Annotated in this window: 24 protein-coding genes; 11 read left to right on the top strand and 13 right to left on the bottom strand. The window is 60.3% G+C overall.

The window, feature by feature from the left end; translation table 11 throughout:
- Positions 1 to 97 precede the first annotated feature (97 nt).
- The 4 genes from rlmD to QFW87_RS22190 all read right to left on the bottom strand — a co-directional run bounded on the left by rlmD (position 98) and on the right by QFW87_RS22190 (position 4,956).
- Positions 98 to 1,450: a 23S rRNA (uracil(1939)-C(5))-methyltransferase RlmD gene (rlmD, locus tag QFW87_RS22175; RefSeq protein WP_283188890.1), complete on the bottom strand. Its 1,353-nt coding sequence runs from the start codon at positions 1,448 to 1,450 to the stop codon at positions 98 to 100.
- Positions 1,450 to 2,352, bottom strand: a complete 903-nt coding sequence (cysM, locus tag QFW87_RS22180; protein ID WP_008148007.1) for a cysteine synthase CysM — start codon at positions 2,350 to 2,352, stop codon at positions 1,450 to 1,452. The genes rlmD and cysM overlap by 1 nt, the downstream gene beginning before the upstream one ends.
- Positions 2,353 to 2,816: 464 nt before the next feature.
- Positions 2,817 to 4,247 (bottom strand): sensor histidine kinase, encoded by a 1,431-nt coding sequence (locus QFW87_RS22185; RefSeq protein ID WP_283188891.1) that lies wholly within the window; start codon positions 4,245 to 4,247, stop codon positions 2,817 to 2,819.
- Complete coding sequence (locus QFW87_RS22190; RefSeq protein ID WP_283181305.1) at positions 4,234 to 4,956, bottom strand: response regulator transcription factor; 723 nt, start codon at positions 4,954 to 4,956, stop codon at positions 4,234 to 4,236. Before QFW87_RS22190 ends, QFW87_RS22185 begins: the two co-directional genes overlap by 14 nt.
- Positions 4,957 to 5,170: 214 nt before the next feature.
- Here QFW87_RS22190 and QFW87_RS22195 point away from each other — a divergent pair, with 214 nt between their 5' ends.
- The 4 genes from QFW87_RS22195 to QFW87_RS22210 all read left to right on the top strand — a co-directional run bounded on the left by QFW87_RS22195 (position 5,171) and on the right by QFW87_RS22210 (position 9,854).
- Positions 5,171 to 7,924: a response regulator gene (locus tag QFW87_RS22195; protein ID WP_283188892.1), complete on the top strand. Its 2,754-nt coding sequence runs from the start codon at positions 5,171 to 5,173 to the stop codon at positions 7,922 to 7,924.
- Between the two features lie 21 nt (positions 7,925 to 7,945).
- Complete coding sequence (locus QFW87_RS22200) at positions 7,946 to 8,938, top strand: 2-hydroxyacid dehydrogenase (protein WP_283181307.1); 993 nt, start codon at positions 7,946 to 7,948, stop codon at positions 8,936 to 8,938.
- 77 nt (positions 8,939 to 9,015) lie between these two features.
- A complete protein-coding gene (locus tag QFW87_RS22205; protein WP_008147995.1) occupies positions 9,016 to 9,450 on the top strand; it encodes a hypothetical protein in 435 nt (144 codons plus the stop codon).
- Entirely contained in the window at positions 9,450 to 9,854 is a 405-nt protein-coding gene (locus QFW87_RS22210) for an META domain-containing protein (RefSeq protein WP_283181308.1), read from the top strand. The genes QFW87_RS22205 and QFW87_RS22210 overlap by 1 nt, the downstream gene beginning before the upstream one ends.
- A 216-nt stretch (positions 9,855 to 10,070) precedes the next feature.
- Here QFW87_RS22210 and QFW87_RS22215 read toward each other — a convergent pair whose 3' ends face one another.
- Entirely contained in the window at positions 10,071 to 10,538 is a 468-nt protein-coding gene (locus QFW87_RS22215; protein WP_283181309.1) for a TlpA disulfide reductase family protein, read from the bottom strand.
- Between the two features lie 114 nt (positions 10,539 to 10,652).
- Between QFW87_RS22215 and arsC the strand changes: the two genes are divergently transcribed.
- The 3 genes from arsC to QFW87_RS22230 are packed head-to-tail and all read left to right on the top strand — an operon-like array spanning position 10,653 to position 12,026.
- Complete coding sequence (gene arsC, locus QFW87_RS22220; protein ID WP_283188893.1) at positions 10,653 to 11,006, top strand: arsenate reductase (glutaredoxin); 354 nt, start codon at positions 10,653 to 10,655, stop codon at positions 11,004 to 11,006.
- A complete protein-coding gene (gene wrbA / locus QFW87_RS22225; protein WP_046046494.1) occupies positions 11,003 to 11,599 on the top strand; it encodes an NAD(P)H:quinone oxidoreductase in 597 nt (198 codons plus the stop codon). The genes arsC and wrbA overlap by 4 nt, the downstream gene beginning before the upstream one ends.
- Before the next feature lies 1 nt (position 11,600).
- Positions 11,601 to 12,026, top strand: a complete 426-nt coding sequence (locus QFW87_RS22230) for a DUF2069 domain-containing protein (protein WP_283181311.1) — start codon at positions 11,601 to 11,603, stop codon at positions 12,024 to 12,026.
- Between the two features lie 87 nt (positions 12,027 to 12,113).
- On the opposite strand, the gene QFW87_RS22235 is transcribed toward QFW87_RS22230, so the two are convergent.
- On the bottom strand, positions 12,114 to 12,788 hold the full coding sequence (locus QFW87_RS22235; protein WP_283181312.1) for a DNA-3-methyladenine glycosylase I: 675 nt from the start codon (positions 12,786 to 12,788) through the stop codon (positions 12,114 to 12,116).
- A gap of 126 nt (positions 12,789 to 12,914) precedes the next feature.
- Positions 12,915 to 13,739, bottom strand: coding sequence for a tRNA 2-thiocytidine(32) synthetase TtcA (gene ttcA, locus QFW87_RS22240; RefSeq protein ID WP_283181313.1), 825 nt, complete (start codon positions 13,737 to 13,739; stop codon positions 12,915 to 12,917).
- A gap of 280 nt (positions 13,740 to 14,019) precedes the next feature.
- Here ttcA and QFW87_RS22245 point away from each other — a divergent pair, with 280 nt between their 5' ends.
- On the top strand, positions 14,020 to 14,622 hold the full coding sequence (locus QFW87_RS22245) for a Yip1 family protein (protein ID WP_008147981.1): 603 nt from the start codon (positions 14,020 to 14,022) through the stop codon (positions 14,620 to 14,622).
- Between the two features lie 158 nt (positions 14,623 to 14,780).
- Entirely contained in the window at positions 14,781 to 15,275 is a 495-nt protein-coding gene (locus QFW87_RS22250) for a SprT family zinc-dependent metalloprotease (protein ID WP_283181314.1), read from the top strand.
- A gap of 44 nt (positions 15,276 to 15,319) precedes the next feature.
- On the opposite strand, the gene QFW87_RS22255 is transcribed toward QFW87_RS22250, so the two are convergent.
- On the bottom strand, positions 15,320 to 16,501 hold the full coding sequence (locus tag QFW87_RS22255) for a CaiB/BaiF CoA-transferase family protein (RefSeq protein WP_283188894.1): 1,182 nt from the start codon (positions 16,499 to 16,501) through the stop codon (positions 15,320 to 15,322).
- A 146-nt stretch (positions 16,502 to 16,647) separates the two neighbouring features.
- On the bottom strand, positions 16,648 to 17,982 hold the full coding sequence (locus QFW87_RS22260) for a dicarboxylate/amino acid:cation symporter (RefSeq protein ID WP_283188895.1): 1,335 nt from the start codon (positions 17,980 to 17,982) through the stop codon (positions 16,648 to 16,650).
- 340 nt (positions 17,983 to 18,322) lie between these two features.
- Here QFW87_RS22260 and QFW87_RS22265 point away from each other — a divergent pair, with 340 nt between their 5' ends.
- Positions 18,323 to 19,330: an AraC family transcriptional regulator gene (locus QFW87_RS22265; RefSeq protein ID WP_283188896.1), complete on the top strand. Its 1,008-nt coding sequence runs from the start codon at positions 18,323 to 18,325 to the stop codon at positions 19,328 to 19,330.
- Positions 19,331 to 19,558: 228 nt separating this feature from the next.
- Here QFW87_RS22265 and QFW87_RS22270 read toward each other — a convergent pair whose 3' ends face one another.
- The 4 genes from QFW87_RS22270 to QFW87_RS22285 all read right to left on the bottom strand — a co-directional run bounded on the left by QFW87_RS22270 (position 19,559) and on the right by QFW87_RS22285 (position 23,260).
- Complete coding sequence (locus QFW87_RS22270) at positions 19,559 to 19,921, bottom strand: DUF6124 family protein (RefSeq protein WP_283188897.1); 363 nt, start codon at positions 19,919 to 19,921, stop codon at positions 19,559 to 19,561.
- Between the two features lie 481 nt (positions 19,922 to 20,402).
- Complete coding sequence (locus QFW87_RS22275; RefSeq protein ID WP_283188898.1) at positions 20,403 to 21,749, bottom strand: ATP-binding protein; 1,347 nt, start codon at positions 21,747 to 21,749, stop codon at positions 20,403 to 20,405.
- Positions 21,746 to 22,423 carry a response regulator gene (locus QFW87_RS22280; RefSeq protein ID WP_283181320.1) on the bottom strand — a complete coding sequence of 226 codons (678 nt, stop codon included), beginning with the start codon at positions 22,421 to 22,423 and terminating at the stop codon, positions 21,746 to 21,748. Before QFW87_RS22280 ends, QFW87_RS22275 begins: the two co-directional genes overlap by 4 nt.
- Positions 22,424 to 22,657: 234 nt before the next feature.
- Positions 22,658 to 23,260 carry a hypothetical protein gene (locus QFW87_RS22285; RefSeq protein ID WP_283188899.1) on the bottom strand — a complete coding sequence of 201 codons (603 nt, stop codon included), beginning with the start codon at positions 23,258 to 23,260 and terminating at the stop codon, positions 22,658 to 22,660.
- A gap of 227 nt (positions 23,261 to 23,487) precedes the next feature.
- Here QFW87_RS22285 and QFW87_RS22290 point away from each other — a divergent pair, with 227 nt between their 5' ends.
- Positions 23,488 to 24,213: a 4'-phosphopantetheinyl transferase superfamily protein gene (locus QFW87_RS22290; RefSeq protein ID WP_283181322.1), complete on the top strand. Its 726-nt coding sequence runs from the start codon at positions 23,488 to 23,490 to the stop codon at positions 24,211 to 24,213.
- Positions 24,214 to 24,346: the final 133 nt, after the last annotated feature.

Raw genomic sequence — 24,346 nt, forward strand, 5'->3', positions numbered from 1 at the left:
TCAATGCGTCAAATCGCTGACCTTTCGTTACCCGTGAACGCTCGCGGGGCTAATGCGAGCGCGGCACGGGCAGGCCAGTCGGACCAGACGAGCCGTCCTAGCTCGCTTCAAATAACGCCATGGCCTCGACATGTGCCGTCTGAGGAAACATATCGAGAATCCCGGCACGTTTTAACCGGTAGCCCTGCTTGATCAATTCGACCGTATCGCGCGCCAGCGTTGCCGGATTGCACGATACATACACCAACCGTTTGGCGCCCAGAGACGCCAGCTTGCGCACTGCTTCGAAAGCACCGTCACGCGGTGGGTCCAAGAGTACCGCACAAAAGCCTTCGCGCGCCCATTCGGCATCGGCCAAAGGCTGGGATAAATCGGCCTGAAAAAACTTCGCATTATGAAGATTATTGCTAGCAGCGTTTGCAGCTGCCCGCTCGACCATCGCCTGCACACCCTCCACCGCCACCACTTCGCGAACGACCTTGGCCAACGGCAAGGCAAAGTTACCCAAACCACAGAATAGATCGAGAACTCGTTCCTCCGCCGTCGGCTTCAGCCAGTCCAACGCCTGGGCGATCATCGCTTCGTTGACCCCGGCGTTGACCTGGATGAAATCCCCCGGACGGTACGCCAGGTTCAAATCCCACTGCTCAAGCCGATAACCCAACGACTGGTCAGCCTCGACCGGTTGCGGTTCGCCGTCACCGTGCAGCCACAATTGGGCTTCATGGAAGGCGCAGAAATCCTTGAGGATCGTCATGTCGGCGTCGGACAGCGGCGCCATGTGCCGCAGCAACACCGCCAACGACGAACCGCTGAACAATTCCACATGCCCCAGAGCCTGAGGTTTGCTCAAGCGCCGAAGCATTTCCGGCAAGCGGGTCATGATCGGCTGCAAGGGTTGTACCAGCACCGTGCATTCGTTGATCGCAACGATGTCCTGACTGCCAGCGGCGCGGAAACCGACTTCGAGTTTTTTCGCCTTCATGTCCCAGCGCACCGCCACTCGGGCGCGACGCCGGTAACCGAATTCCGGACCGCTCAGCGGCGCGGCCCATTCTTCGGGTTCGACACCGGCGACCTTCGACAATTGCTCGGCGAGCATGCGCTGTTTCAGGGCGAGTTGTTCGTTGTGCGGCAGATGTTGCACGCTGCAACCGCCACAGCGACCGGCATGCGGACACGGTGCAGGGCGGCGCAGTTCGCTGGCCTGGAACACCCGTTCGGTGCGCGCCTCGACCACTTTGCCGTGGGCGCCCAACACGCGCGCTTCGACTTCTTCACCGGCCAATGCGCCGAGGACGAACCAGGTGCGACCTTCAAAAAACGCGATACCGCGACCGTCATTGGCCAGGCGCTCAATACTCAAACGCTGCTTTTTGCCGGTCGGAATTTGCGGGGCCTTGCTGCCGCCGGTGGGCTGGAAGCGCAGGCCTCTCTCTTGCTTGGCCATCAGTTAGGCGCGTCGAAAATGCCGGTCGACAAGTAACGGTCGCCACGGTCGCAGATGATCGCGACGATCACCGCGTTTTCAACTTCTTTGGACAGACGCAGCATCGCTGCCACCGCACCGCCCGAGGACACGCCGCAGAAGATGCCTTCTTCGCGGGCCAGACGACGGGTCACGTCTTCGGCTTCGCTTTGTGCCATGTCGACGATCCGGTCCACGCGCTCGGCCTGGTAGATCTTCGGCAGGTATTCCTGCGGCCAGCGACGGATGCCCGGAATCGCCGAGCCTTCCATCGGTTGCAGACCGATGATCTGCACGCTCTCGTTCTGCTCTTTCAAGTAGCGCGAGACGCCCATGATGGTACCGGTGGTGCCCATGGAGCTGACGAAATGGGTGATGGTGCCTTCGGTCTGGCGCCAGATTTCCGGGCCGGTGGTGGTGTAGTGCGCTTCGGGGTTGTCCCCGTTGGCGAACTGATCCAGCACCTTGCCGCGGCCTTCGGCTTCCATTCGCTGGGCGAGGTCGCGAGCGCCTTCCATGCCCTCTTCCTGAGTGACCAGAATCAGCTCGGCACCATACGCCGTCATGGCGGCTTTGCGTTCGGCACTGGAGTTGTCCGGCATGATCAGGATCATCTTGTAACCCTTGATCGCGGCGGCCATCGCCAGGGCGATCCCGGTGTTACCCGAGGTCGCTTCGATCAGCGTATCGCCGACGTGGATCTGCCCGCGCAACTCGGCGCGGGTGATCATCGACAGCGCCGGACGGTCCTTGACCGAACCCGCCGGGTTATTCCCTTCGAGCTTGAGCAAAAGGGTATTGCTGGTGGCGCCAGGCAGGCGCTGCAAACGGACCAGCGGAGTGTTGCCGACGCAATCGGCGATGGTTGGGTACTGCAAGGTCATGGCGTATTCGCAATCCAGACTGCGGGGGCGCCTATCATACCGACAAACCTTCGCAGGCCATATCACGCAAAGTACGGTGCTTATGGTTTATGGGAATAAGGGGCAGTTTCCGTATTAAGCTGTTTGCGCGGAATAGACCTGGGCAGCTGCTCAAAAACTGAACAACCCTCACACACCGAGGGGCGGGTTTGTGTCAGCAGCGCTGACACTTTTGCCGGCTGGACGTCGCTGCGTACGCACAGTGCAGCTTTAAACAAGGTTTGCACTGGGAGAAAATGATCAGGTTGTTCGACCAGAGAATTGTCGCACCGGTGGTGCGACTTTCACCTCAGCGTGACAGCCCTTGTAGATCCGATGGTTGTTGGGCCCAAGAAAACTGTCTCACCAGCGGTGAGACTTTTTCGTAATGGTGACCCGACGGGCCTCTTCGCGGGCAAGCCCGCTCCCACAGGGTGCGGAGTTGATCACACGATTTGTGGCCGGCAGAGAACCACTGTGGGAGCGAGCTTGCTCGCCATGGCGTCAGCACTGGCGCCACCAACATTTGCCACCAACCGCATATTCAACCGCAAACCCGCCCCGGTGTTCTCAGCCCAAAGACTCCCGCCCTGACGCTGCACCGCATTCCTCGCAATGCTCAACCCCAACCCGAACCCACCATCCCCCGGCCGCGAGCCATCGAGCCGAATGAACGGACAGAAGATCCGCTCAAGATCCACCTCAGCCACCCCGCCACCCTCATCCTCCAGCCACACATGCCAGAAGTCGCCATCGCGCTGCCCACCCAGACGTACAACGCCGCCCTGCGGTGAATGACGAATGGCATTGCGCAGGATGTTTTCCAGCGCTTGAGCCAATGTATTGAGATGGCCGCGCACCCAGCAGGACGAATCCACCGCACACTGTAACTGGCTCGCCGGCCAGCCACTTTCATAGCAGGCATTTTCCGTGAGCATTTCCCACAACGCCTGAACCTGGATCGATTCATCGGGCAGCGGTGCGCGTTCGGTATCGAGCCAGGCCAGTTGCAGGGTGTCTTCCACCAGACGCTGCATACCATCGACCTCTCGGCCAATGCGCTCGCGCAATTGCGTCAACCCCTGCTCGCTTTCGCTGGCCACGCGCAGGCGACTCAGTGGCGTGCGCAATTCGTGGGACAGGTCGCGCAACAGTTGTTGTTGCAGGGCCACCGCGCTTTGCAGGCGCTCGGACATGTGATCGAAGGCCCGGCCCAGTTCACCCAGCTCATCCGGGCGGTTGGTGATGCGGCTCGACAACCGCACGTTCAATTGGTCGGCACGCCAGGCATTGGCCTGTTCGCGCAGACTGTTCAAAGGCACGACCAGCAACCGATAGAGACCGACGCACAGCAGCAAGGTGAACAGTCCGGGAATCACCTCGTTGGTGATCACCCGCCAGAACACCCGGTAGTGCCCGGGCACGAAACGCCGGGGCAGTTCGATCACCAGACTGCCGGCGGACGGATCGTTGGGAAAAGGCACCCTCAACCACGGCAGGCCTTTGGTATGGCGACTCGTCGGCGAATCCAGACTGCGTAAAAAGGTCAGGCGATGGGTTTCTTTTTCCGTCAGCGGGTAACTGCTCAATGACTGCAAATCGCCGCCAATCACGCCGACCCATGTCGACTCGCGATGGCCGACGCTCTGCAACCAGGCATCGACGCCTGCACTCTGGCGCTTATTCCACGCCTGCTCGGCCTCGGCGGCGTAGCGCATCAGCGTGCCCCGTGCCTCGTCGGACAGGAACAGGTTTTTCTTTTCCATGTAGCGCCCCCAGGACCAACTGAGCCAGATCATCAGCAGACAGAACGCCACCAACAAACACGCCAGTTTCCAGAACAGCGAATGCCTGCCCGGCAGGTCACTCCACTTCATCGACAGCACTCAATACGTAGCCCTTGCCCCACACCGTGCGCACTTCGCGCTCGAGGTAACCGATGGCCTTGAGCTTGCGGCGGATCTGACTGATATGCATGTCGAGGCTGCGGTCATGGGGCGCGTAACCGCGCTGCAGCACATGCTGGTAAAGGAAGGCTTTGCTCAGGACTTCATCGTCATTGCGATTCAACGTTTCCAGCAACCGGTACTCACTGCGGGTCAGGCCGGCAGCGTGTTCGCCATAAAAGACATCACAGCATTCATCGTCGAAACGCAGGCTGTCCGCCGAAGGGGCAATCGGTGCCGGCGCTGGCCGGCGGTCGAGCGCGACCCGTCGCAGGATCGCTTCGATGCGCACCCGCAACTCGACCATGCTGAAGGGTTTGGGCAGGTAATCATCGGCGCCCAGCCGAAAACCACTGATGCGATCCGCCTCGGCACCGAGCGCCGACATCAGCACCACCGGGGTGGAATGGCTCTGGCGTAATTGCGTCAGTACGTTCAGCCCGTCCAGGCCCGGCAGCAGAATATCCATCAGCACCACATCGAAGGCTTGCTGGCGGGCGATGGTCAAGCCTTCCAGACCATTCTGGCACCAGGTCACCTGAAAACCGCAGCGCCCCAGGTGCTCATGAACATAAGCACCGAGCACGAGGTCGTCTTCTATAGACAGGATACGAGGATGGCCAGCGGTGATGGGAGTCATGACTATCTGCAAATAATTCTCAGTTGGAGATTATTCAAGATTGCCTCGCTGCGGGCAACACAAGGTTTGCCCGTGAGGTAAAAGTGGCGATCCAGCCGACGAATGCCGACATCAATTTTACGAAGATTGCCCGCCTGCAAATCGCTACACTGCGCAGGTGGCGCGTGCTGGACGTACGTGCAGGTCATTAAATCGCTGGATGCAGGAGAGATGCGTGCTCAAGAAACTGGGAATTAAAGGCCGCGTGCTATTGCTGACCCTGTTGCCGACCAGCCTGATGGCCTTGGTTCTGGGCGGCTATTTCACCTGGATGCAGCAATCCGACCTGCAAACCCAGCTCATGCAGCGTGGCGAGATGATCGCCGAACAACTGGCGCCCTTGGTGGCCCCGGCCATGGGCCACAAGAACACCGAGCTGCTGGAACGCATTGCCACCCAATCCCTCGAACAACCGGACGTGCGCGCCGTAACGTTCCTCGCGCCCGACCGCTCCCTGTTGGCCCATGCCGGCCCGACCATGCTCAATCAGGCCCCGATCGGCAACAGTTCGCAGATGCTGCGCCGCAGCGGTAATGACGCGACGCGTTACTTGCTGCCGGTGTTCGGCAAGCACCGCAATCTGGCCGGTGACTTGATTCCCGACGAAGCCGACCGCCTGTTGGGCTGGGTCGAACTTGAACTGTCCCACAACGGCATGCTGCTGCGCGGTTATCGCAGCTTGTTCGCCAGCCTGCTGCTGATCGGCGCAGGCCTGGCCGGTGCGGCGTTGCTGGCGTTGCGCATGGGTCGGAGCATCAATCGGCCGCTGAGTCAGATCAAGCAAGCGGTGGCGCAACTCAAGGACGGTCATCTGGAAACCCGTCTGCCGCCCCTTGGCAGCCAGGAGCTGGACACGCTGGCGTCCGGCATTAACCGTATGGCCGGCACCCTGCAGAACGCGCAGGAGGAATTGCAACACAGCATCGACCAGGCCACCGAAGACGTGCGCCAGAACCTGGAAACCATCGAAATCCAGAACATCGAACTGGACCTGGCGCGCAAGGAAGCCCTTGAAGCCAGCCGGATCAAATCCGAGTTCCTGGCCAACATGAGCCATGAAATCCGCACGCCGCTCAACGGCATTCTCGGCTTCACGCATCTGCTGCAAAAAAGCGAGCTGACCCCGCGCCAGCTCGACTATCTGGGCACCATCGAAAAGTCCGCCGACAGCCTGCTGGGGATCATCAACGAGATTCTCGACTTCTCGAAAATCGAGGCCGGCAAACTGGTGCTCGACAATATTCCGTTCAACTTGCGCGACCTGCTCCAGGACACGTTGACCATCCTCGCTCCGGCCGCCCACGCCAAGCAGCTGGAGCTGGTGAGCCTGGTTTATCGCGATACGCCGCTGTCGCTGGTGGGTGACCCGCTGCGGCTCAAGCAGATTCTCACCAACCTGGTCAGCAATGCGATCAAGTTCACCCGCGAAGGCACCATCGTCGCCCGGGCCATGCTCGAGGAAGAGCACGAAGACAGCGTGCAACTGCGCATCAGCATTCAGGACACCGGCATCGGGCTGTCGAACCAGGACGTGCGCGCCTTGTTCCAGGCTTTCAGCCAGGCTGACAATTCGCTGTCCCGGCAACCGGGCGGCACCGGTCTGGGGCTGGTGATTTCCAAACGACTAATCGAACAGATGGGTGGCGAGATCGGTGTCGACAGTACCCCCGGCGAAGGCTCGGAATTCTGGATCAGCCTGAGCCTGCCCAAAACCCGCGACGATGCCGAAGACCTGCCCGGTCCGCCGTTGCTCGGACGTCGGGTGGCAGTGCTGGAAAACCACGAACTGGCCCGTCAGGCATTGCAGCATCAACTGGAAGACTGTGGCCTCGAAGTCACCCCGTTCAATACATTGGAAAGCCTGACCAATGGCGTGACCGGCGCGCATCAGACCGATCAGGCGATCGACCTGGCGGTGCTCGGCATCACCAGCAACGACATGCCACCAGAGCGCCTCAACCAGCACATCTGGGACCTAGAACACCTGGGCTGCAAGGTGCTGGTGTTGTGCCCGACCACCGAACAGACGCTGTTCCACCTCTCGGTGCCCAATCCGCACAGCCAGCTCCAGGCCAAACCGGCCTGCACCCGCAAGCTGCGGCGGGCCTTGTCCGACCTGGTCAATCCGCGTCAGCAACGCAGCGAACCCGGCGAACCGGTGTCCAGCCGTGCGCCAAAAGTGCTTTGCGTCGACGACAACCCGGCCAACCTGCTGCTGGTGCAAACCCTGCTCGAAGACATGGGCGCCAAAGTCCTCGCGGTGGAAAGCGGTTACGCGGCGGTCAAGGCGGTGCAGACCGAAACCTTCGACCTGGTGCTGATGGACGTTCAGATGCCCGGCATGGATGGGCGGCAAAGCACTGAAGCGATTCGCCAGTGGGAAAGTGAACGGCATTGCACGCCGCTGCCGATCGTTGCCCTCACCGCTCACGCCATGGCCAACGAAAAGCGCGCGCTGCTGCAAAGCGGCATGGACGACTACCTGACCAAACCGATCAGCGAACGGCAACTGGCCCAAGTGGTTCTGAAGTGGACTGGCCTGGCGCTGCGCAATCATGGGCCGGAGCGCTCCAGCGAAAGCCACGGTGGCAGTCATGAGTTGCAGGTGCTCGATCACGAAGAAGGTTTGCGTCTGGCCGCTGGCAAGGCTGATCTGGCGGCGGACATGCTGGCAATGCTGCTGGCATCTCTGGAAGCCGACCGCGAGGCGATTCGCTTCGCCCGGGAAACCAACGACCAGAACGCCCTGATCGAGCGCGTCCATCGCCTGCACGGTGCGACACGCTATTGCGGCGTCCCGCAACTGCGCGCTGCCTGCCAGCGCAGCGAAACCCTGCTCAAGCAACAGGACCCCAAAGCCCCCAGCGCGCTGGAAGACCTCGACCGAGCCATCAATCGCCTGGCCGCTCATGCCCGTATAAACGCTTGATGCACGTTCCAGGAGGAGCACATGCGCACGATTCTTTTCAGCAACCAGACCTACGACCGCGACAGTTTTCTCAGTGCCGAGCTACCGGCCGGCATTGAACTGCACTTTCAATCGGCGCGACTGAGCCTTGATACGGTGGCGCTGGCCGAGCATCACGAGGTGGTCTGTGCCTTCATTAATGATGACCTCAGCGCGCCAGTGCTCGAACGCCTGGCCGCGGGCGGCACACGCCTGATCGCCCTGCGCTCGGCCGGTTACAACCATGTCGATCTGGCAGTGGCAAAGCGTCTGGGGCTGGCGATTGCGCGCGTCCCGGCCTACTCGCCCCACGCGGTGGCGGAACATGCGGTGGCGCTGATCCTGGCGCTCAACCGACGCCTGCACCGGGCTTACAACCGTACGCGCGAAGGGGATTTCAGCCTGCACGGGCTGACCGGCTTCGACCTGGTGGGCAAGACCGTCGGCGTGGTCGGCACCGGGCAGATCGGCGCGACCTTCGCGAAAATCATGAACGGCTTTGGCTGCCAATTGCTGGCGTATGACCCCTTCCCCAACCCGCAAGTCGAAGCCCTCGGCGCCCGTTACCTGAGCCTGCCGCAACTGCTGGCCGAGTCGCAGATCATCAGCCTGCACTGCCCGCTCAACGAACAAAGCAAACACTTGATCAATCGCGAGTCACTGTCGCACATGCAAGCGGGTGCGATGCTGATCAACACCGGCCGCGGTGGTCTGGTGGACACACCGGCGCTGATCGACGCGTTAAAGGACGGTCAACTGGGTTATCTGGGGCTGGATGTTTATGAAGAGGAGGCACAGCTGTTCTTCGAGGACCGTTCCGACCTGCCGCTGCAGGACGATGTGCTGGCGCGGCTGCTGACCTTTCCGAACGTGATCATCACCGCTCACCAGGCCTTCCTGACCCGCGAAGCCCTGGGCGCGATTGCCGCGACCACCTTGCTGAACATCGCCGCCTGGGCGGCGGGCGCGCCTGCGAATCTGGTAAAGGGTGACTGAACCAGATCGAAGGTCATACGCCCGCGCCATGCTGCGCTGATGTCCGTGCTAGCATGCCGCGCATATTTGGAGGACCCATGGTCGAACACGATTTCCGCTATAGCCTGATGAACCCGCAACACACCCTCACCGAATGCCGCGCCCTTGTGCCGGGGCGTTATCAAGTCACCGGCAACGGCGGCTCGATTCGTAACAACGACGTGCTGGTAGTGACCCTCAAAGGCGCCAAGGACTTGTCCATGCGCCTGACCGTCGAAACGGTTCGCCACTTGATCAATCCGCCAGGCCAATGGGTCGCGGTGGCCAGTGGTCCGGTGTTCGGCGAACTGGCGATCCACACCTGGAAAGTCAACTGCGACAGCTGCGCCAAAGAGCTGAACTTCGAGTTCGCGGTCGACGCCAAGCTGGGCAACAAGGCTGAAAAGCCTGCTGCCACTGCACGGATTGCCGAGCTGGGCTGGACCACGGTCGGCGAGAAGCACCTGTGCCCGAAATGCCAGGAGCCCGCGTGATGAAACGCTTCGCTCTGACCGCTATGGTTGGCGCCAGCCTGCTGGGCTGCGCCGCCGAGCCGGTGCAATTGCAACAGAACCGCAGCTACATTCTGGAGTGGATCGGCGAACGTCCGTTGATGGACTACAGCCACCTGACCGTCACCCTCGGTGAAGACGGTCGAGCCTACGGCAACGGCGGCTGCAACCACTGGTTCGCGCCGTACACCCTGGAAGACGACAAGCTGAGCTTCGGCAAGGTTGGCAGCACCCGCAAACTGTGTGCGCCGGCGTTGATGGAGCAGGAAAAGCGTTTCCTCCAGGCGTTGGAAAACGTTCAGCGTTGGGACGTCTCGCCGATGGCGCAGATGCGTTTCTGGCCGGCGCAAGGGAAGCCGTTGCGTTGGTGGCTTGAAGAGGGTTGAGCAGTTAGATCGCCAGCCCTCACCCTAACCCTCTCCCAGAGGTAGAGGGGACTGATCGAGTTGGCTTTCAAATATTCTGCGACCGGGAAAATCGAGTCGAACTCAGATACTGAAAAGCCCCGATCGGCCCCCTGGCCCCCTCTCCCCATTGAGGAGAGGGCTGGGGTGAGGGATGGTTCTAAAGCCCAACACAGAATTCAGATCCCCTCCCCACCTTCAATTCTTCGCCTGCAACGCCTCCAGCTTAGCCATCACCCCCGCCGCCGTCTGCTCACCCATCAGCTGCTCCCTTACCTTGCCTTTGTTATCGATGATGTAGGTCACCGGCAACGCCTCACTGCGCGGCAATTCAAAAAGCTCAGCCGGATCCGCGGCCAGCACGGTGAACTTGATGCCCAGTTTCTCGCTGGCGCTTTTCAGCTCTTCACCCTGCACATTGTCGAAGTTGACCCCGAACACACCAATCTTCTTGTCCTTGAGCTGATCGGCCAAGGTGTTCAATTCCGGGATCTCGGTCCGGCAAGGCCCGCACCATTCAGCCCAGTAATTGAGCACCAGCCATTGTTTGTCCAGACGTTCGGCGGCAACTTTCTGGCCGCTCTGGTCGATGCCATAGTCGTTACCACAGCCCCCCAGCAATAACGTACCGATGATCGCCAATGCCGCTGCCAGTCGCCTAGTCATGTCGTATTCCTTGTTCAAAATTGAATGCGCCTGCGACCCATCGCCTCCCAAGGTTCTGGATTACGCGCTGCACAGTTAGAATAGCCGTCACCTTACGCAAGATGCGAACCGCACATGACCGATCTGACGCTTTATCACAACCCGCGCTGCTCGAAATCCCGCGGTGCGCTCGAACTGCTCGAAGCCCGTGGCCTGACCCCGACGGTGGTCCGCTACCTGGACACCCCGCTGAACGCTGCGCAAATCCAGAGTCTGCTGACCAAGCTCCGCATCAGCGCCCGGCAACTGCTGCGCACCGGTGAGGACGAATACAAAACCCTCAACCTGGCCGACAACAGCCTCAGCGAGGCGCAATTGATCGCCGCCATCGCCGCCAACCCGAAACTCATGGAGCGACCGATTCTCGAAGTCGGCGACAAAGCCATCATCGGCCGTCCGCCGGAGAATGTGCTGGAGTTGCTGCCGTGAGTGCGCCGTACATTCTGGTCCTGTATTACAGCCGCAGCGGCTCGACCAATGAAATGGCCCGGCAGATCGCCCGGGGTGTCGAGCAGTCCGGGATGGAAGCGCGCCTGCGCACGGTGCCGCCGATTTCCACCGAGTGCGAAGCCGTGTCGCCGGACATCCCGGACGAAGGCGCGCTGTACGCCAGCCTCGACGATTTGAAGAACTGCGCGGGCCTGGCCATGGGCAGCCCGACCCGGTTCGGCAACATGGCGGCGCCGCTCAAGTACTTCCTCGACGGCACCAGCAACCTTTGGCTGACCGGTGCGCTGGTGGGCAAACCGGCTGGCGTTTTCACCTCCACCGCGAGCCTGCACGGCGGCCAGGAAACCACGCTGCTGTCGATGATGTTGCCGTTGCTGCACCACGGCATGCTGATCACCGGCCTGCCGTACAGCGAATCTGCCTTGCTGGAAACCCGTGGTGGCGGCACGCCTTACGGCGCCAGCCATCACGCCGGGGCCGATGGCAAAAGCGGCTTGAATGAACATGAAGTCGCGCTGTGTCGGGCCTTGGGCCTGCGCTTGGCGAAGACTGCACAGAAACTGGGGAACTGACGTGGCCAAAAAGCCGAAAATTTTGCCCTCCATCGAATGGCTCGAACCGCGGGTTCGGGCGATGCGCGTCATCAGCCTGCTGTGCTACTTCGGTTTGGTGGGTTTGCTGTGCGCCTACTACCTGGTGGTCGCCGACCTGCACGGCGCACGGCCGTGGGTGATTCTGCTGATCGAACTGGTGCCGCTGCTGTTGCTGGCGCCGGGGATGATTATCGGCAGCGCGCGCGGGCATTCATGGATGTGTTTTGTGGTGAACCTGTATTTCATCAAGGGCGCACTGGCGGCATATGACCCGAACCGGCAGCTGTTTGGTTTGCTGGAAATGGGCGCGAGCCTGGCGGTGTTCTGCTCGGCGCTGTTGTATGTGCGGTGGCGGTTTCAGTTGAACCGCAAGCTTGCAGGCGAAGGCGAGATTAGCGCCAATTGATACACCGCTTTCGCGAGCAGGCTCGCTCCCACAAGGCAGCGTGAACCCTGTGGGAGCGAGCCTGCTCGCGAAGGGATCGACTCGGTCTCAATGATTGACGGTGTAGGCGAGCATCATCGATATCTGGCTCATCGGCCGCCCACCACTTTCTTCATGCCACTGGTTGAACACGCCCTGCACCGTGGCCAGATCCCGCAGACTGGTCGGCACCTTGTCGACGATCTTCTGCGCATTCAACGCCGCGACCACGTCGTAGCTCGGCACAAACGTATCCTTGCCCACCATCCGCAAGAACCGCGGTGCCGACAACCCGCCCAATTGATGACCGCGCTTTTTCAGGTAGGTCCACAACCCAACGATATCCGTGACCGGCCAATCGGCGATCAACGCGCCGAAGCTGCCCTTCTCATGCGCCACATCCAGAATGAACTGCGCGTTGCGCGGCACGCTCTTGAGTTTTCCCAGGTGACGAATGATCCGCGCGTCCTGCATCAAACGCTCAAGGTGTTCGGCGCTCATCAGCACGACTTTTTCCGGGTCAAACCTGAAGAACACCTCTTCGAACGTCGGCCATTTGGCGTCCACCAAACTGTGCTTGAGCCCGGCGCGGAAGACGCGCAGCGCCATGGTCGAGAGGTAGCGGTCGTCGCTGATCTTGCGCAATTGCGCCGGGGTTTTCGGAATGGGCAGATGGGCTTCCAGTTCAGCTGCCGAACCGAAGCGGTTCAGACAGTATTCGTGCAGCCACTTGTAATCGCGCATGCCCTCTCCTGAGGTAATCGAAAAACCTGTGGGAGCGGGCTTGCTCGCGAAGAGGGAGTGTCAGTCGACAACTTAGTTGCCTGAAACACCGCCTTCGCGAGCAAGCCCGCTCCCACACAATTTGTGTCAGAGGTTTACTACGTTGACGAACCGCGACGCGGCGGTTTCATCGATACGCAGGTTGGTGAAGTCGAACAGGTTGCGGTCCGCCAGCTGCGACGGGATCACGTTCTGCAAGCTGCGAAAAATGCTTTCGGTGCGGCCTGGCGTCTTGCGTTCCCATTCCTGAAGCATGTCCTTGACCACCTGGCGTTGCAGGTTTTCCTGGGAACCGCAGAGGTTGCACGGGATGATCGGAAATTGCTTGAAGTCCGAGTAGGCCTGAATGTCTTTTTCGTTGCAGTAGGCCAGCGGACGGATCACCACGTTGCGGCCATCGTCGGCGCGCAGCTTCGGCGGCATGGCTTTGAGCGAACCGTTGAAGAACATGTTCAGGAAAAAGGTCTCGACGATATCGTCGCGGTGATGACCGAGGGCCATCTTGGTCGCGCCGATTTCGTCGGCGAAGGTGTAGAGCGTGCCGCGACGCAGGCGTGAGCACAGCGAACAGGTGGTCTTGCCTTCCGGGATCAACTCCTTGACCACCGAATAGGTGTCTTTCTCGACGATGTGGTACTCGATGCCCAGTTCTTTGAGGTAGGCCGGCAGCACATGCTCAGGAAAACCCGGCTGCTTCTGGTCCATGTTCACGGCCACGATCTCGAACTTGATCGGGGCGACCTTCTGCAAGTGCAACAGCACGTCGAGCATGGTGTAGCTGTCCTTGCCACCGGACAGGCAGACCATGACCTTGTCGCCGTCTTCAATCATGTTGAAATCGGCAACAGCCTCACCGGCCTGGCGGCGAAGGCGCTTTTGCAGTTTGTTCTGGTTGACCGTAAGAGTGCCCATGACGCGAAATCCGTGAGGTGTGACGAAAGGCCGGCATTTTACGCAAAAACGCGTCGTCGGCGAAGAGTCCACAAGGGATTGGGTTGATGACAGACCCTACGGCGATTAACAGGACCGTTTACAGCGCAATTTGCTCTAAAGCGCTGCAACCTGCACCGTTAAGACCTTTCTATACTGCGACATAAGGTCGCACACATATCCAGACCTTTCCTTACTCGGCCACTTTGGCCCGTAGGCGCTCCACTGGGGGGCGACGGTAAATACAAGAGGAGTGACTGGCATGATCCATCACGTAGTGGGGCTCTTCACCCACCCTGACCAAGAATGGAAAGAGATCCGTGGCGACCAGGAGGAAAGCATCAGCCACATGTATCTCACTCATACCCTGATTCTGGCGGCGATCCCCGCGGTGTCGGCGTTTATTGGCACCACTCAGGTCGGCTGGGTCATTGGCAGTCGCGCACCGGTGATGCTGACGGTGGAAAGCGCGATATGGATGACGGTCATGTCGTACCTGGCGATGCTTGGCGGTGTGGCGGTAATGGGCGCGTTCATCCACTGGATGGCTCGCACCTATGACGCCAATCCGAGTCTGGCACGCTGCGTTGCATTTGCGACCTACACCGCGACACCGCTGTTTATCGGCGGTCTGGCGGCGCTGTACCCACACATGTGGCTTGGGATGATCGTCGGCACCGCGGCCATCTGCTACACGGTGTACCTGCTGTATGTGGGGCTACCCACTTTTATGAACATTCCATCAGACGAGGGATTTCTGTTTTCAAGTTCGGTGCTTGCGGTAGGCCTGGTGGTGCTGGTGGCCATCATGGCGTTCACTGTAATTGTCTGGGGACTCGGCGTGGGGCCGGTCTACACCAATTAGCAACACATCACCCAAAAACAAGATCTGCCAACACAGGCCGCCGCAAGGCGGCCTTCTAATGCTCAAGGATGGAAAACGGTGACGACCATTCGGCGCCTCGGCGATTCGCAAGTCCCGAGGGTTGCGGCATACTCGACGCCTCTGGAGATCCATCAAGCATGCCCGAGCAACTCAATACCCGCGTCGAAGACTGTTACCAACTAGCCGAATCCTTTTTCAAACGACCTTTCAAACGCCCCGTGGTGAGCCTCAAGCTGCGCGGGCAAAAAGCCGGTGTCGCGCATTTGCACGAGAACCTGCTGCGCTTCAATCCTCAGTTGTACCGGGAAAACAGCGAAGACTTCCTCAAACAAACCGTGGCCCACGAGGTTGCGCACCTGATCGCCCATCAACTGTTCGGCGACCGCATCCAGCCCCATGGCGAAGAATGGCAACTGATCATGCGCGGCGTGTACGAGCTGCCGCCCAATCGATGCCACACCTACGACGTCAAACGCCGCAGCGTGACCCGCTACATCTACAAATGCCCGTGTGCGGACAGTGACTTTCCGTTTTCCGCCCAGCGCCATGGTTTGGTGCGGCAAGGGCGGCGTTATTTGTGTCGGCGGTGCCGGAGCACGTTGGTGTTTAGTGGGGAGATGCGGGTCGAATAGCGGGATTTGTGGTGTGCGTTCCGACGATGGCGTCTAACCAGGCGCTACAAAATCACCTTGATGCGCCGCAGCTCTTCAATCCGCTCAGCACTAAACCCCAACTCCCCCAACACCTGATCCGTATGCTGCCCTATGGCCGCGCCGATATGCCGCGGCTCAGGCAACCCTTGCGAAAACTTCAACGGACATGCCATCTGCGCCTGAGTCGTCCCGTCCCCACGCGGCACTTCGGTCACCAGCGCCCGCGCCTTCAACTGCGGATGCCGCACCGCTTCGCCCAGGCTCAACACCGGCTCGACACACGCATCCAACGAGGCAAACAACGCGCACAACTCGGCAAAATCGTGGGTCTCGAACTCAATCCTCAGCGCGTTCTTCAGCGCCTTTTGCAAGGCCGGTTCCGGCGACAACCCCAAGGTTTCCAGCGCCTCCAGCCCCAGTGCCGCACACAGTTGTTTCATGAACGCGGGCTCCAGACTGCCCACCGAGAACCAGCGCCCATCGCGGGAACGGTAATAGTCGTAGAAACTGCCACCGTTGAGCATCTGATCCTCCCTTCCCGGCTCCACGCCACAGGCCAGATACCCGGCGCCGGCCATGGCGTTCAGGCTGAACACACAGTCGGTCATGCTCACATCCAGATGCTGCCCCTGCCCGGTTTGTTGCCGGGCGATGACCGCCGCCAGCAGCCCGATCACACCGTGCAACGAGCCACCGGCAATATCCGCCACTTGCATGCCCAACGGCAGCGGCCCGCTGTCGGCGCGGCCGGTGTAGCTCGCCAGCCCCGCCAGCGCCAGGTAGTTGATGTCGTGGCCGGCGCGGTCCTTGTAGGGGCCGGTCTGGCCGTAACCGGTGATCGACACGTAGATCAGTTTCGGATTGATCGCCTTCAAGGCTTCATAACCCAGGCCCAATCGTTCCATCACGCCGGGGCGGAACTGCTCCAGCACGATGTCGTAGTCCTGCAGCAACTGCTTGATCACCTCCAGCGCCTCAGGCTGCTTGAGGTCCAGCGCCAGGCTGCGCTTGTTGCGATTGAGGTAAGCGTGACTGGCGGAGACGCCCTGATCGTGAGGCGGCAAGGCCCGCAGCAGGTCCATGCGCGTTGGCGATTCGATGCGCAGCACCTCGGCGCCCATGTCTGCCAACAACAACGAGGCGAATGGCCCCGGCAGCAGTGTCGAGAAATCCAGAACCTTGAGTGATGCCAGTGGACCGAGCATGGGCGTTCTCCGTAAACGATGCCTCCAGACTAGGCAGCCAACGCCCTTGCAGCAATCACCTTATGCGTCAGATGCGCTGACCGTTGCGCTCAAATCGCAAGCATGAAAAAACCCGCCGAAGCGGGTTTCTCATGCTGCCAGAGTACTTACTTGACGCTGGCCGGGGTTGGGCCTTCAGCCACGCCCAGGTCGTCTACTTCACGCTCGTCGGAGATACCGCGACCGCCGGAAGCCAGCTCGACTTGCAGCTTGTCTTCGTCCAGCTCTTTCACCCACTTGGCCACGACCAGGGTCGCAACAGCATTACCAACAAGGTTGGTCAGCGCACGGGCTTCGGACATGAAGCGGTCGATACCGAGGATCAGCGCCAGGCCGGCCACCGGCAGAGTACCCACGGCCGACAGAGTGGCTGCCAGCACGATGAAACCACTACCGGTCACACCTGCCGCACCTTTGGAGGACAACAGCAGCACCAGCAGCAAGGTGATCTGGTGAGTGAGGTCCATCGGCGTATCAGTCGCCTGAGCGATAAACACAGCCGCCATGGTCAGGTAGATCGAAGTACCGTCGAGGTTGAACGAGTAGCCAGTAGGGATCACCAGACCCACTACCGATTTATCCGCACCCAGGCGTTCCATCTTGATCAGCATGCGTGGCAGCGCGGATTCCGAAGAGGAAGTGCCCAGCACGATCAGCAGTTCTTCACGGATGTAGCGGATCAGCTTGAGTACGCTGAAACCGTGCGCGCGGCAGATGGCGCCCAGTACCAGAACCACAAACAGGATGCAGGTGATGTAGAAGCAGATCATCAGCTGACCGAGTTGCACCAGCGAACCGACACCGTAGGCACCGATGGTGAAGGCCATCGCACCGAACGCGCCGACTGGAGCGAGCTTCATGATCATGTTGATGATGTTGAACATCACGTGAGCAAAGCGATCGATGAAGTCCAGCACCGGTTTGCCGTAGGCACCCAGGCGATGCAGGGCGAAGCCGAAGATCACCGAGAACATCAGCACTTGCAGGATGTCGCCGTTGGCGAAGGCGCCGACGATGGTGTTCGGGATCACGTTGAGGACAAAAGCGATGATGCTCTGGTCTTTACCGGCCGAGATGAAGCCAGCGATTTTGCTGGTATCCAGAGTGGTTACGTCGATGTGCATGCCGGCGCCCGGTTGCACGACGTTGACCACGACCAGACCGATCAGCAAGGCAATGGTGGAAACGATTTCGAAGTACAGCAGCGCATAGCCGCCGGTCTTGCCGACCGATTTCATGTTCTGCATGCCGGCGATTCCACTGACGACGGTACAGAAGATGATCGGCGCGATGACCATTTTGATCAGTTTGATGAACCCGTCACCCAGCGGCTTGAGGGCTACACCGGTCTGCGGGTAGAAGTGACCGAGCAGGATGCCGATAGCGATGGCAACGATCACCTGGAAGTACAGGGATTTATACAGTGGCTGACGAGTCGTCATTGCAAAGTTCCTCAAGAGTGCCCCAGTAACAACATCCATCTGTTGTCCCTGACACCTCAATTGCGAACCCTCCTGCACTGGAGGGATTTGTTTTGTCGAGCTGCACGATGGCAGACCTCTGCGGCTTGTATCGCAAGCCCCGTGCCACCTTCGAAAAAAAACCTGCCAGCCTTGTGGCATCAAGGGCTACAGGTTTTTTTGGGTCACTCACCCGCTACAACGATGTGGCGGATTTCCGCCCACCCGCCAAACCTCGTCCTGCAATTTGGCGGATATCCGCCTTGTTCATCCTCGACGGGCACCGCTACCATCCATTGCTCAGTGGACGGACCTGCCCTCTATGCGCGAACGCACCATCGCCAGCCATTTCGCCCGCGCCGCCCTCGGTGGCGCGCGTCGGCGTGGCTACGACTATTCAAGTCTGTTGCAGCAACTGGGGATCAGCCCCGAGTTGCTTGAGGAGCCGCGCGCCCGAATCGCACCCGAGCAGTTCGCTCGATTGATCCAGGGGCTGTGGCTGGTCCTGGACGACGAATACCTGGGCTTCGGACAGGCGCCGAGCAAACCCGGCAGCTTCGCGATGATGTGCCATGCGGTGATCCACTGCCGCAATCTGGAGAAAGCACTCCACCGCGGCCTATTGTTTTACAGCTTATTCCCCGACAGCCCGCGTCTGACCCTGACCCGCGAAGACGACATGATCCGCCTCAGCCTCGACGATTCGCAGTTCCGCGACCCGGACCACTTCCTCACCGAGAGCCAGCTGATGGTGTGGCATCGACTCGGCAGCTGGCTGATCGGCCAGCGCATTCGGCTGGAACAGGCGACATTCAGCTACCCGAAACCCGAGCACGGCGCCGAATACGATTTGCTGTTCCCCTGCCCGATGGAGTTTTCCACCGAGCAGAGCAGCCTGCTGTTTCACAGTCGCTACCTGAACATGCCGCTGTTGCAGGACGAACGGACACTCAAACATTTCCTCGAACGCTCCCCCGCCGACCTGTTGTCGCGCCCGGATGATGGCGACAGTTTGAGCAGCCAGTTGCGCCGATTGCTCAGCCGCGACAGTTCACACTGGCCAGATCTGGAATCGGTGGCCGCACACCTGCACATCAGTCCGCAAACCTTGCGTCGGCATTTGCGGGAGGAAGGGTCGAGTTTTCAGGAGTTGAAGGATCAGCTGCGGCGGGACATTGCGATTTATCACCTGGGGCGTGCGGACCTGTCGTTGCAACAGATTGCCGAGCAACTGGGGTTTTCAGAGCCTTCGGCGTTTCACCGGGCGTTCAAGAAGTGGACCGGGTTGACGCCGGGGGCTTATCGGGCGCAGGAGCAGCCCTCACCCTAACCCTCTCCCGGAGGGAGAGGGGACTGACCGAGTTGTTTTAAGAAATTCTGCGACCTGAAAGACCCCGTTGATTATGGATTCGATGCAGGACTTTCAGGTCGCAGGATAGGCTGGACATCCCCCGATCAGTTCCCTCTCCCTCCGGGAGAGGGTTAGGGTGAGGGCTGGATCTCAAACCAGGCGACTCTTGTCAGGCACCACACTTACCCACTCACCACCAGACCTTCGCTAGTCTTGCGGATCGATGTTATCCAGCGCCCGATTCACCGCCAGCTCCCCCAGCATGATGATCTGCGCAATCCCCAACAGCGAATTGCGACTCGACCCCTCCATCTGATCCGCCAGGTCCATGGTCATGACATTCGCCGAGGCCAGCGACTCACACGCGTGGGCCAGCAGGGTTTCGGTATCGAGTTCCGGGTTGACGATGAACATGGTGCCGGGTGTGCGCGGGGTGGCTTTGATGTGGACGGCCGGGTTGAGGTAATGATCGAGGGCGCGGTCGGCGGCTTCGTTGAGTTTTTTGGAATCGGGGGGTTCGTGCGGGGAAACGTCGTCGGTTTCTGGCGGATTTGGGGTGATCTTGAACATCTGAAGCTCCTAGAGTGATGGAGCCGCTACGCATCGCTGCTAAACGAAAAAGGGGTGGCGGCCGTACGCGGGTTAGCAGACCAGGACTCTAGAACCCGGCGCACCGAAGTGCCCCACGCAAAGCCGCCATAACATCAACGGCGGACGCTGTACGTCTAGAGATGACCCGAGCTGCTAAACCCGATCGCTGATGGTCAGCGACAGGGAAACGATAGAGCCCCAGACCCAAGGCGCACAAGCCGGCGGATTCTGGCGTAGTCGTAGGCAGCGGCGCAAGGATGTGTAGCCTGGGAGAGTATCTGGAAGTGTCGTTTAAACAGTGCTTGTTTAGCGGTCTGACATGAGCCTTGTGGTGGCTGAACCTGCCTCATCGCGAGCAGGCTCGCTCCCACAGGGATTGGCTGTGAATAGGGTATTTGTGAACGCCACAAATCCAACGTGGGAGCGAGCCTGCTCGCGATGAGGCCAGCCCAGCCAATCACTAAACCCCCGAAAAATGAATCCGAAACGCCGCCCCGCCCATCGGCGAATCCCCCAGCGTCAGCTTCGCGTTGTAGCTTTCAATAATGTCCTTCACCACCGCGAGCCCAATCCCCTGTCCCGGATGCTGCCGATCCAGCCGCTCTCCCCTTTGCAGAATCCGCGCTCGCTGATCCCGTGGCACGCCCGGCCCGTCATCCTCAACACACAATTCAATCCCGCCAAGGCTTTCGCGCACGCTAATGCGTACTTCACCGAGGCACAGGCGATAGGCGTTTTCCAGCAGGTTGCCCATCATTTCCAGCAGGGCGCCCTCCTCGATCGGCACGTAACACTGCTCCGGCAGATCGAAGGCGACCCGCACGCGTTTGTCGCGGTAGACCTTGTCCAGGGTGTCGCAGAGGCTTTGCAGCACCGGCCGCAGACGCACTTGATGGCGCACCAGACCGCTTTTGCGCAGGCTGGCGCGTTGCAGTTGATAGCTGATCTGTTGGCTCATGCGTTCGATCTGGGTTTGCAGCACCCAGGCCTGATCGCGATCGGCCGGGCGCTGGGCCATGTCTTCGCTGACGCCTTGCAGCACGGTCAGCGGGGTTTTCAGGCTGTGGGCCAGGTCGTCGAGGGAATCGCGATAGCGGCTGCGTTGTTCGCGCTCGCTGTGCAGCAAGCGGTTGAGTGAGCCGGTCAGGCGCAGCAGTTCGCGCGGGTGTTGTTCGCTGAGGCTTTCGCGGGTGCCGCTTTCGATCTCGTCCAGTTCCTGGCTGAGCCGGCGCAACGCCTGCAAGCCCCAGGTCAGGCCGATCCACAGCAGCGCGAGCAACACCAGCAAGGCGGCACCGAATCCGAGGTAGAGGTTTTCGCGCAAGCCTTCGAGGGTGTCTTCGTACTCACGCACCGGTTGCAGCGCGACGATGCTGAACGCCGCGCTCTTGCCGCCTAGCAGTTTGACCTCGACGTCATAGACGAAGAATTCCTGGCCGTTGGCTTCGCTGATTCTCGCGAACTCGTTACCGCGTCCGTCGTAACGCGGTTTGTAGTTGATGTGCTCTTCGTGGGTGCCCTTCGAGCGCCAGACCAGATGCCCTTCGCGGTCATAGATGTAGCCGAGCAAACGGCCGTCAGTCAGGTTGAAACGCTCATCGGGCAACTGCGCCGGCATCTGCAAGCGGTTGTTCTCCACCCGGGCGGCGGAGATCAGCGTGGTGACGTCTGACGCCAGGCGCTGTTCAATCGAGTCTTGCAACGCCAGGCTGAACGCGCCCTGCATCGCCGGCAGCAACGCCAGCATGAACAACACCGCCAGGATCGTGGCAGCGAGCATCAAACGGACGCGAAGGGAACGAATCAAGTGCAGCGCTCATTGAACAGGTAGCCGAGGCCACGCACGGTATCGATCGGTTTGAAGCCGGCCGGGCCTTCCAGCTTGCGGCGCAGACGGCCGACCAGCACTTCGATCACGTTCGGATCGCGCTCGTCGTCGTCCGGGTAGAGCTGTTCCATCAAGCGGTCCTTGGCCACCACTTGCTGGTGATGTCGCATCAGGTACTCAAGAATCCGGTACTCGTACGCCGTCAGCGCCAGCGGTTGTTCATCGAGGGACGCCTGTTTGCGATTGAGGTCCAGCAGCAACGGCCCGGCGACGATGGTCGATTGGGTGAAACCGCTGGAGCGGCGCAACAACGCGTTCAGCCGGGCATCAAGTTCTTCGAACTGGAACGGCTTGACCACGTAATCGTCGCCGCCGGCGGCGAGGCCTTCGACCTTGTCCTGCCAGTTGCCGCGAGCGGTGAGGATCAGGATCGGGAAAGTCTTGCCGCGCGAGCGCAGTTGACGAATCAGGTCGAGCCCGCCCATGCCCGGCAGGCCGAGGTCGATCACCGCAAGGTCATGGTTGTACTGCTCGGTCTGGTACAGCGCCTCTTCGGCATTGGCCACGGACTCGACCACATGGCCGCTGTCCGTCAGGCGGGTTTGCAGGTGATGGCGCAACAGCGCTTCATCTTCGACGACCAGCAGTTTCATAACGCTCTCCTACGCAAATCGTTATCTCCAGCAGCACCGTTTCGAACCGCGATGCCTGACAGGGCGACGCCCGTCAGTCAAGCGAGATCCCTGTGGGAGCGAGCCTGCTCGCGAAAGCGGTGTTTCAGGCAACGATGATGTCGACTGATACTCCGTCTTCGCCGGCAAGCCGGTCTCGCTCCCACAGGTTTTTTTTGCTTACCTGACGGGCATTGCCACTTGCCCGCGACCAGTTTAGAAAGCGTAGTTCGCCGACAGGTAGGTCTGGGCGCTGCTGGTCAGGTCCAGCGAACCCTGTTTGCTGCCACCGCGTTCGCTCATCTCGGTGCTGGCGTTGCTGCGCAGATAACGGTAACCCAGTTCCACCGAGGTGTTTTGCGAAACCTGTTGCAGGACACCCACCTGGCCGCCGATGGCGTAACCGATGTCGCTGTCGCGGCTGAAGCCTGGGGAATCCTGAGTCATTTTGGTCAAACCGGCCGTGGCGCCGCCGAACAATTTGGTGCTGCCGCCCACCGGGTAGAACAGATCGTAACTGCCCAAGAGGTTTTCCTGACGCAATTTAATGCCATTGTGCGAGCCCGACACGTTGTCGTAAGTGGCGTAGTAGCGGCCCTGACTGTTTTGCTGGCCCAGACGCACACCCCAGGTGTTGTCCTTGCCGATCACGCCGTCGGCGTTCGGGCTGTTGAGGTTGTCGTTGAGGGCGTGGGACTTTTTGACCTTGTCGCTGGTCTGTCCAAAAGTAAGGCTGGCGAAATTGTCGTCGGAAGCGAAAGCCGCGGTACTCGCGCTCAGGACAGTGAAAGCCAGAAGCAGTTTTTTGAAGCCAATCATAGGGGAGTTCCTTATGCGCTATGTGCTATTTGGGTACGGGGCAAGGTTACTCACCCGGCCCTGAACTCCCCCTGAACGCACTCTGAACCTGAGCTGAATCACTGGGCGGACATGCAGGCGTTCTTCAAAAAAATCTTTGCCTGACACAGTGATCGTTCCCACGGTCCCTGTGGGAACGATCACTGTGGGGCTACCCAGCCTGAGAGCAACCCGGCAAAATGCCCCACATGAATCGCGCACCCGCCCTACCCGTCTGCTGCACTCCACTCGATGCCCATTGGCCGCTGCCGTTTGCGCTGCCCGATACGGTGCTGTTGAGCACTCACTTCGATACCTCGCAACTGGCCAGCGATGATTTCCAGCGCAGCGCCATCGAGCCGCCGCCCACCATCCAGCGTTCGGTCGCCAAGCGTCAGGCTGAGTTCCTCGCCGGGCGAGTTTGCGCTCGGGCGGCGTTGCAACAGTTGGAAGGGCTGAACTTTATCCCGGCCATCGGCGAGGACCGGGCTCCGGTGTGGCCGACGCACATCACGGGCTCGATCACCCACAGCACCGGCCGGGCCTCGGCGATTGTCGCGAAGAAAACCCACTGGCGCGGCTTGGGGATGGACCTGGAAAACCTGCTCAACCCTGAACGGGCCGAGCGACTGGCCGGGGAAATCCTCACCCCGCCCGAGTTGCAACGCATGACCGCTGGCCCTTGCGATCAGTTGGCGATGCTGGTGACCCTGACGTTTTCGGTGAAGGAAAGCCTGTTCAAAGCGCTGTATCCGATCGTTCAGCAGCGCTTTTATTTTGAACATGCCGAAGTTCTGGAGTGGGCCGAGAGCGGTGAAGTGCGGCTGCGGTTGCTGACAGATCTGTCCAGCGAGTGGCGCAATGGCACTGAGCTGGATGCGCAGTTCGGGGTGGTGGATGGGCAGTTGTTGAGTCTGGTCAGCATCAAGGCCTGAGAACGCGATCCTGTAGCAGCCGGCGAAGCCTGCGTTCGGCTCGGGCCGCGATCGGACGCAGCAGTCGTAAATGCATGCGCACGCGGTTTATCTGAAGCACCGAGTTGTATGTTTAACGACTGCTGCGCAGCCG

It is taken from the genome of Pseudomonas sp. PMCC200344 (assembly GCF_030053095.1).
Taxonomy (GTDB): Bacteria; Pseudomonadota; Gammaproteobacteria; order Pseudomonadales; family Pseudomonadaceae; genus Aquipseudomonas; species Aquipseudomonas svalbardensis.